The 7,132-nt window shown below is 50.9% G+C and carries 4 protein-coding genes; 3 read left to right on the top strand and 1 reads right to left on the bottom strand.

Annotated elements, in window-relative coordinates:
* Positions 1-489 precede the first annotated feature (489 nt).
* On the bottom strand, positions 490-657 hold the full coding sequence (locus EAE93_RS16740) for a hypothetical protein (RefSeq protein WP_157297547.1): 168 nt from the start codon (positions 655-657) through the stop codon (positions 490-492).
* A 720-nt stretch (positions 658-1,377) separates the two neighbouring features.
* Between EAE93_RS16740 and EAE93_RS16735 the strand changes: the two genes are divergently transcribed.
* From EAE93_RS16735 to EAE93_RS16725, 3 genes are read left to right on the top strand one after another with little or no spacing between them, the layout of a single operon-like run.
* Entirely contained in the window at positions 1,378-3,498 is a 2,121-nt protein-coding gene (locus tag EAE93_RS16735) for a type I secretion system permease/ATPase (RefSeq protein ID WP_214040154.1), read from the top strand.
* Complete coding sequence (locus EAE93_RS16730; RefSeq protein WP_044467128.1) at positions 3,498-4,886, top strand: HlyD family type I secretion periplasmic adaptor subunit; 1,389 nt, start codon at positions 3,498-3,500, stop codon at positions 4,884-4,886. Before EAE93_RS16735 ends, EAE93_RS16730 begins: the two co-directional genes overlap by 1 nt.
* Positions 4,886-7,075, top strand: a complete 2,190-nt coding sequence (locus EAE93_RS16725; protein WP_250151075.1) for a type I secretion system permease/ATPase — start codon at positions 4,886-4,888, stop codon at positions 7,073-7,075. The genes EAE93_RS16730 and EAE93_RS16725 overlap by 1 nt, the downstream gene beginning before the upstream one ends.
* The last annotated feature ends 57 nt before the right edge of the window (positions 7,076-7,132 follow it).

The raw sequence follows: 7,132 nt of genomic DNA, 5'->3' as shown, positions 1-7,132 counted from the left end.
AATAAGTATTATTTCAGGTCATTATTATGAATATGGAATAGGTAGATAATATACTGTTATGCATTTAAATGATTATTCAAAACTCCCTCTATATCAATTAAAAAACAAACTCTCACAAATGTCCTTCAAATGCAATAGCCTCAACCTACAGCATAATACTATATATTTTCATTTTATTACTTAAGTGTTTGTATTTAACAACAAAGTAACAAAGTTGACATTACAATTAAAACGCATTTTCAGACTTGTCTTATTTTCTATAAGTTGTTTTCTCAATAACAATCTGACTAATCAGAAAAATAATAAAATAGATAGTTTTCAAAAGACAATTATTATTGGGAATGGAAAAAATATGGTGCAGCATTGGTGTTTCCCTGATGCTTTTTCTGGTTAAACAGGATTATTAAGATAATCTCTTTCATTATTCTGTTTTAAGAAAAATCCGGTATAAACAACATGTACTGGATTATCATATCAAGGTTAAATTATTCAATATTCCTGACTAATATCAGTATTACACTTCCGCTTTACAACTGAATAACTAATTGCTAACGCCTTATTCAAAGCCTGAACTAAAACAGTTTTATTCTCATTATTCTCTAACAAACTAAAATAGCTACCGGGTATCGCAATCAGCTCAAGAGAAGTATCAGGCATTACCCGTTTCCAGCCCAACGACGACTCTATGCTCACAGACTCTGGCTTTTCATCCATTACAAAAAAACAGCGGGAGAAGATTCTGATGCAACGTTATGAATGATGCTCGTCTACTTCCAATTTTTGCGTGTGACCATATCAGCATGCAAATCTGCTGATTCATTACCCAACTGAGTTCTGTTCACTCTCTGGCTGTTTCGACAAGGTAACTGAGGAGGTTGCAAAACAGTTAGTAGTAAAGGGTCATTTATAACCTAAACGAATTTGTTAAAAATTTGAAAGCGGTATTCCTGACAACCATCACCAATATTTCTCTCTTAACTTCTTTCCCTCCATAAAAAATAAAAACGGATATGTTTAATATCAATTCAATATATTCAGATGATGAATACCATAGCCCGATTAATAACGAAATATTAGCAACGATAAATTAACAATTTTTTGACACTACTTTTCCCGCAATGAAATAAATAATTCATCTTATGATCCAAAATGAGATATTTTATTTTCATTCCTATTTTTTAATATAATATCAATTAATTAATCGCAACTTTCATTAGCTTTAACTTGCACCCACCTATGGAAATGACATATAGTCGAATTAAAGCCCGTGCTATTAATACAAATTATTATTAATTGACTCTGCAATACATCATCTTGCGGAGAGATTTTTTTTTATGCCAATAACGTGAGAACGGTATCACGTGAGGGAAAATTATAATGAATAGGGAAAATATATCCGGCAATGCCGATACATTGCCATCCGCTCTTAACTGCTGCCGATTATTATTACAATTAGCTAAAGGTGAGGCTCAGGAACCACAGCCTTTGCTCTCTCACGGCAAACTGAAACCTGCAATAAAAGAGTACGGCAAGGCACATGATGTTGATCTGGCATTGTGCCGCTTAAAATTCTCCAGATTAACTCCCAAGCTCCTGCCTCTGGCCTTTCGCGACAAACAGGGAGGATTTGTTGTATTAGCTCGCCTTTCCACTGATCAGGCCCTGATCCAATCTCCTAATGCCGTTTCACCCGAAATACTCCCCATCAACGAGCTAGAAGCCAGATGGAGCGGGGAGGTGATCCGGTTAGGGGAAGCTTCCCTCCGGTTCGATGTCTCTTGGTTTATACCTGCGTTTATCCATCATCGCCGCCTCCTCGGCGAGGTGCTGCTTTTTTCCCTAATGCTTCAATTACTTGCCCTAGTCACCCCCCTGTTTTTCCAAGTGGTGATGGACAAAGTGTTGGTACACAAAGCGCTGTCCACCCTGGACGTACTGGTAATCGTGCTGGTGGTGGTTGGGCTGTTCGAAGTGGTGCTCCGGGGACTACGCGAATATCTTTTCGCCCACACCGCCAACCGCATCGATATCACCTTGGGGATCAAGCTGTTCCGGCACCTACTCGGCCTGCCCCTTCTCTACTTCAAACACCGTCAGGTAGGCGCTATCATCACCCGAGTGCAAGAGCTCGACAACATTCGTGACTTCCTGACCGGCTCCATGCTAACCCTGTGCGTGGACCTAGCCTCCGCCTTTGTCTTCTTCGGGGTAATGGCCTGGCTATCGCCGTCCCTAACCTGTGTGGTACTAGCGATATTACCTCTCTATTTCCTGCTGGCCTGGTTTAGCTCCAAACCGTTGCAACAGCGCATCGAACAACAGTTCCAGACAGCGGCCCTCAATACCTCATTCCTGAACGAGTCCGTCAGCGGCGCTGAAACCATCAAGAGCCTGGCGGTAGAACCTAGGATGCAACGGCGCTGGGAATCCCAGACCGCGAACATGGTCGAAGCCGGTTTCCGCACTCAGACCCTCAACAGCTTCATCAGCCACGGGGTTATGCTGCTACAAAAAACGACCGGCGTCGGGATCATCTGGCTGGGCGCCAACATGGTGATCTCTCTGGAACTCACCATAGGCCAACTGATCGCTTTCAACATGATGGTATCCCACACCAATCAACCCATCGCCAAACTCATCGACCTGTGGCAACAGTTTGTCCAAACCCGGGTCGCTGTCGATAAGCTCGGCGACATACTCAACCTGCCCGTCGAGCAGGAGCAGGGGAACATCCGTCCTCAACAACCACTCTCTGGCGATCTACAAATACGCAACCTAGTGTTCCGCTACCAGCCCCATCAAGCCCCAGTGTTGCAGAGGATTACCCTGCATATCAGATCCGGCGAGAACTTAGGCATTGTCGGTCCCTCCGGTTCGGGTAAGAGTACGCTGACCCGCTTATTACAGAAGCTCTACGCTCCGGACGAAGGGGAGATCTTAATCGACGGCATTCCTCTACACCAGCTAGATCCCGGCTACCTGCGCGGCCAGATTGGGGTGGTACTACAGGAGAACTATCTGTTCAACCGTAGCGTGCGCCACAACATAGCACTCAAAGATCCTTCCGCCTCGCTGGAGAAGGTGATGACAGTCGCTAAACTGGCAGGCGCACATGACTTTATCCTGCAACTACCTCTGGGTTATGACACGGTTCTGGCCGAGGCTGGCAGCTCCCTATCGGGAGGACAGCGCCAGCGCATTGCCATCGCCCGTGCGCTGATGGCTAATCCCAAGATATTGATCTTCGACGAAGCGACCAGCGCCCTTGATGACGAATCCCAGGCGCTGATCCAAGCCAACATGGCCGAGATCGCTCTAGGGCGCACCGTCATCATCATTGCCCACCGCCTGTCCACGGTGCGTCACTGCGACCGCATCATCACTTTGGAGCAGGGCCTTATCACCGAATCAGGCAACCATCACCAGTTGCTGGCTAAGGAAGGCTGCTACGCCAGATTGTGGCAAATACAGCAAGAATTACGAAAGGAGACGGCATGATGTCGTTCAAGAAACACCTAAAAACCGTCCTCCTGGCCTGGCGTCGGGAGCGTAACGCTCCTAAAGCGATGAAACGCACCCGCGACGAGTACGAATTTCAGCCCGGCTACCTGGAGATCGTTGAACGCCCTCCCGCTCCTTGGGCAAGGCGCACAGCGATAGCATTGACCCTATTTCTGCTGGTGGTTCTACTCTGGTCCATTGGCGGTCGCCTAGATATTCATGCCAACGCCACAGGCCGGCTGCTGGTGTCCAGCCACTCTAAGGTGATCCAGTCCCTTGAACCCGGCGAGATTGTGGCGATTCATGTACGTGACGGACAAAAGGTTAAGGCCGGAGATGTACTGATCAAACTCAACCCCATAGGAGTCGAGGCCGAGCTGAAAGAGCGGCAGGAGCAACTAAACTTCAAGCGGTTGGAGCTAGCTAGATTACAGGCCCTGCTAACCGAAACCCCTACTGAGCATTTCGCCGTACAGGAAAGTATACCGCAGGCACAGGTCGAGCTAGCTAGAGAGCACTTGGTCAGCATCTGGAAAGAGATGGTCGCCAATTTAGAAAGTCTGGATGGAGAGATGAACGTCAACCAAGCGAACCAGAGTGCGCGTAACGCCGATATCACTGAGCTGGAGAAACTACTAACCAATATCAAAGTGCGTCTTGAGGCCCGTCGTACCCTGGCCGCCAGCAAGCTACTGCCAAAAGTCGAGCTACTAGAACAGGAGAAGGAAAAACTAGAGATCGAACGTATCCTTTCTCAACAGTACGCCGAGTTGGCCGTCCTCAAGGCGCAATATCAGGTACTAGAGGAGAGCCGGAACCGCTACCTGACCAAGACCCGCCGGGAATACTACGACCAGTTGAACGAAGCTCAAACCGCCGTCGCGGTCATGACACAGCAATTGATAAAGGCCGGCGAAAAACAGCGGCTCCAGAGCCTGCGGGCGCCGGTCGACGGCGTGGTGCAACAGTTAGCGATCCACACGCTGGGAGGCGTAGTGCAATCGGCCCAACAGCTAATGGTGATCGTGCCCGATGATACCCCCCTGGAGGCCGAGGTGATGGTGTTGAACAAAGATGTGGGGTTCGTGCACGCGGGCCAGCCGGTGGAGATTAAAGTCGACTCATTTCCCTATACCCGCTATGGCACTATACGGGGTAAGGTCGCCCACGTCTCCAAGGATGCGGTCAAGGATGAACAACTAGGCTTGATATTCCCCGCACAGATCCAGATGGAACGCTCCTCCATCGCAATGGACGAACATGAGGTACCGCTACAAGCAGGCATGAGTATCACCGCCGAAATCCGCACTGGTGAGCGGCGGGTGATCGACTACCTACTCAGCCCACTGCAACAGTACCAGTCTGAAGCATTGAGGGAACGATAATGTCAACCATCGAATCTATTCTGTCGAAACCGACCACCGTCGACAAATCCAAGGCTGTAACGGATGGCGGCCTACTGGCTCTGGCTCATGCCGCCCGCCATTTCAACTTGGCGGTGGAACCGGAACAACTGAGCCACCGTCTCGGACGCGCCCAAGGAGTCTCGAACAGCCAAGATCTATGCCGCTGCGCCCAGTGGATCGGCCTGAGGGCACGCCACATCACCACAGATATGAGCCGTCTCAACACTCTGCCTCTTCCTATCCTGCTGGATACGGAACAGGGCTGGCTGGTGCTAGAAAAAGTCGAGGGCGAGTTAGTTACCTTGTATCAGCCAAGCGCGAGCAAGACATGTCGCTATCCCCGGTCCGTCCTCGCCAGCCATTGGCAAGGCGGCGCCGTGCTGCTGGCGGAAGCGACCGAACCGCCGAAACGGCAGAAATTTGGCTTCGGCTGGTTCGTGCCTTCCATCCGTAAGCATGTCAGCCAGTTCAGGAACGTGATCTTAGTGTCTCTGATGCTACAAGTGATCGCCTTGGTGACTCCCATACTGTTCGAAAACGTGATCGATCGGGTGCTGGTCAGCCGTAGTCTATCTAGCCTGCAAGTGCTAGGAATCGCCATGTTAACCCTGGCTTTGTTCGAGCCAGTCTATGGATTCCTTCGTTCCTGGCTATTCGCCAACCTCGCCAGCAAGGTCAACTCCGAGCTTTCCAGCCGCCTTTATCAGCACCTAACATCCCTGCCTATGAGCTATTTCCAGCAACGTCAGACCGGAGAGATCATCGCCCGGGTGCGCGAAATGAACCAGATCCGTCAATTCCTCACCGGTTCGGCGCTGACTATGGTACTGGATCTGGCCTTTGTTGGCCTGTTTGTAGCCGTGATGTTCCTCTACGCCACCGAGCTAACCTGGCTGGTACTCGGTTCCCTGGCGCTCTACTTCCTGTTCTGGCTATGTATCGGACCCATACTGCGTACCCGGGTATTACGGGAATACGAGTTAGGGGCCGACAACACCGCCTTCCTTACCGAGTCGGTCACCGGCATCGAAACCATCAAAACCAGCGCCACCGAAGCCGGCTTCCTACACCGCTGGGAGCGGCAGCTATCCGCCTTCGTCCGCGCCTCATTCCGCGCCAAAGTGGTAGGGATTCTGGCCGGTCAGGGGATCGACCTAATCCAGAAGCTAACCTCCGCCCTGCTGCTGTGGTGGGGCGTTACTCTGGTCATGGAGGGCAAACTCAGCCCAGGGGAGCTGGTGGCTTTCAACATGCTTTCAGAACACGTGACCCAACCGATTCTGCGTCTGGCCCAGATCTGCCAGGATTTCCAGCACACCCTGATCTCAATGCGCAGGATTGGCGACATTCTTGATGAGGAGGGGGAAAGTGGCAATGGCGGCCTGGCCTCCGTACCCAAGTTACAGGGAGGAGTGAGCTTCAAGGGCGTGCGCTTTCGCTATGACAAGGATGGTCATGAGGTGTTACGCAACCTCAACATCGAAATTCATCCCGGCGAATTCGTCGGCATCACAGGTCCGTCCGGCTCAGGTAAATCCACCCTAGCCCGGTTGTTGCAGCGCCTCTATGTGCCCCAACACGGCCAAGTGTTGGTGGATGGAATCGATTTGGCGATCGCAGATCCGGCAGCGTTGCGTCGCAACATGAGCATAGTACTGCAAGAAAGCGTGCTGTTTGCCGGCACCATCGCCGAAAACATCCGCTTATGCCGACCCCAAGCCAGCGATGCGGAGGTGCATGAAGCAGCGACTCTGGCCGGAGCCGATAGTTTTATCAACGCGCTGGACCGAGGCTATGAAACCCAAGTCGGCGAGCGTGGCGGCCAGCTTTCCGGTGGGCAACGCCAACGCATCGCCCTAGCCCGAGCGTTGCTGACCAATCCGGGGATACTACTACTGGATGAGGCCACTAGCGCCCTGGACTACGAGTCGGAAGCAGCGGTGATGGCTAACCTACAGCGCATTGCTCAGGGCCGTACAGTGATCAGCGTCGCCCATCGTCTTAATACCCTGCGCCATGCCCAGCGGATTCTGGTGATCGACCAAGGTCAAGTGGTCGAACAGGGCAGCCACGAGCAACTGCTCGCTCTGGACGGACTCTATACCCGGCTGTGGACCTTACAGATGAAAGATTCTCAGCTCGCAAACGACCAACCGTGTCCACCGTAATCCAGCCATTCATGAAGCGTTGTAACCCGTAAATACCAAAGTAGGATTTTCCTAAGG

Origin of the sequence: Photorhabdus akhurstii (genome assembly GCF_018448925.1) — a bacterium.
In the GTDB taxonomy this organism is placed as follows: Bacteria; Pseudomonadota; Gammaproteobacteria; order Enterobacterales; family Enterobacteriaceae; genus Photorhabdus; species Photorhabdus akhurstii.
The sequence above is the reverse complement of the archived record's forward strand: the minus strand, read 5'-3'. Positions and strand labels throughout refer to the sequence as shown.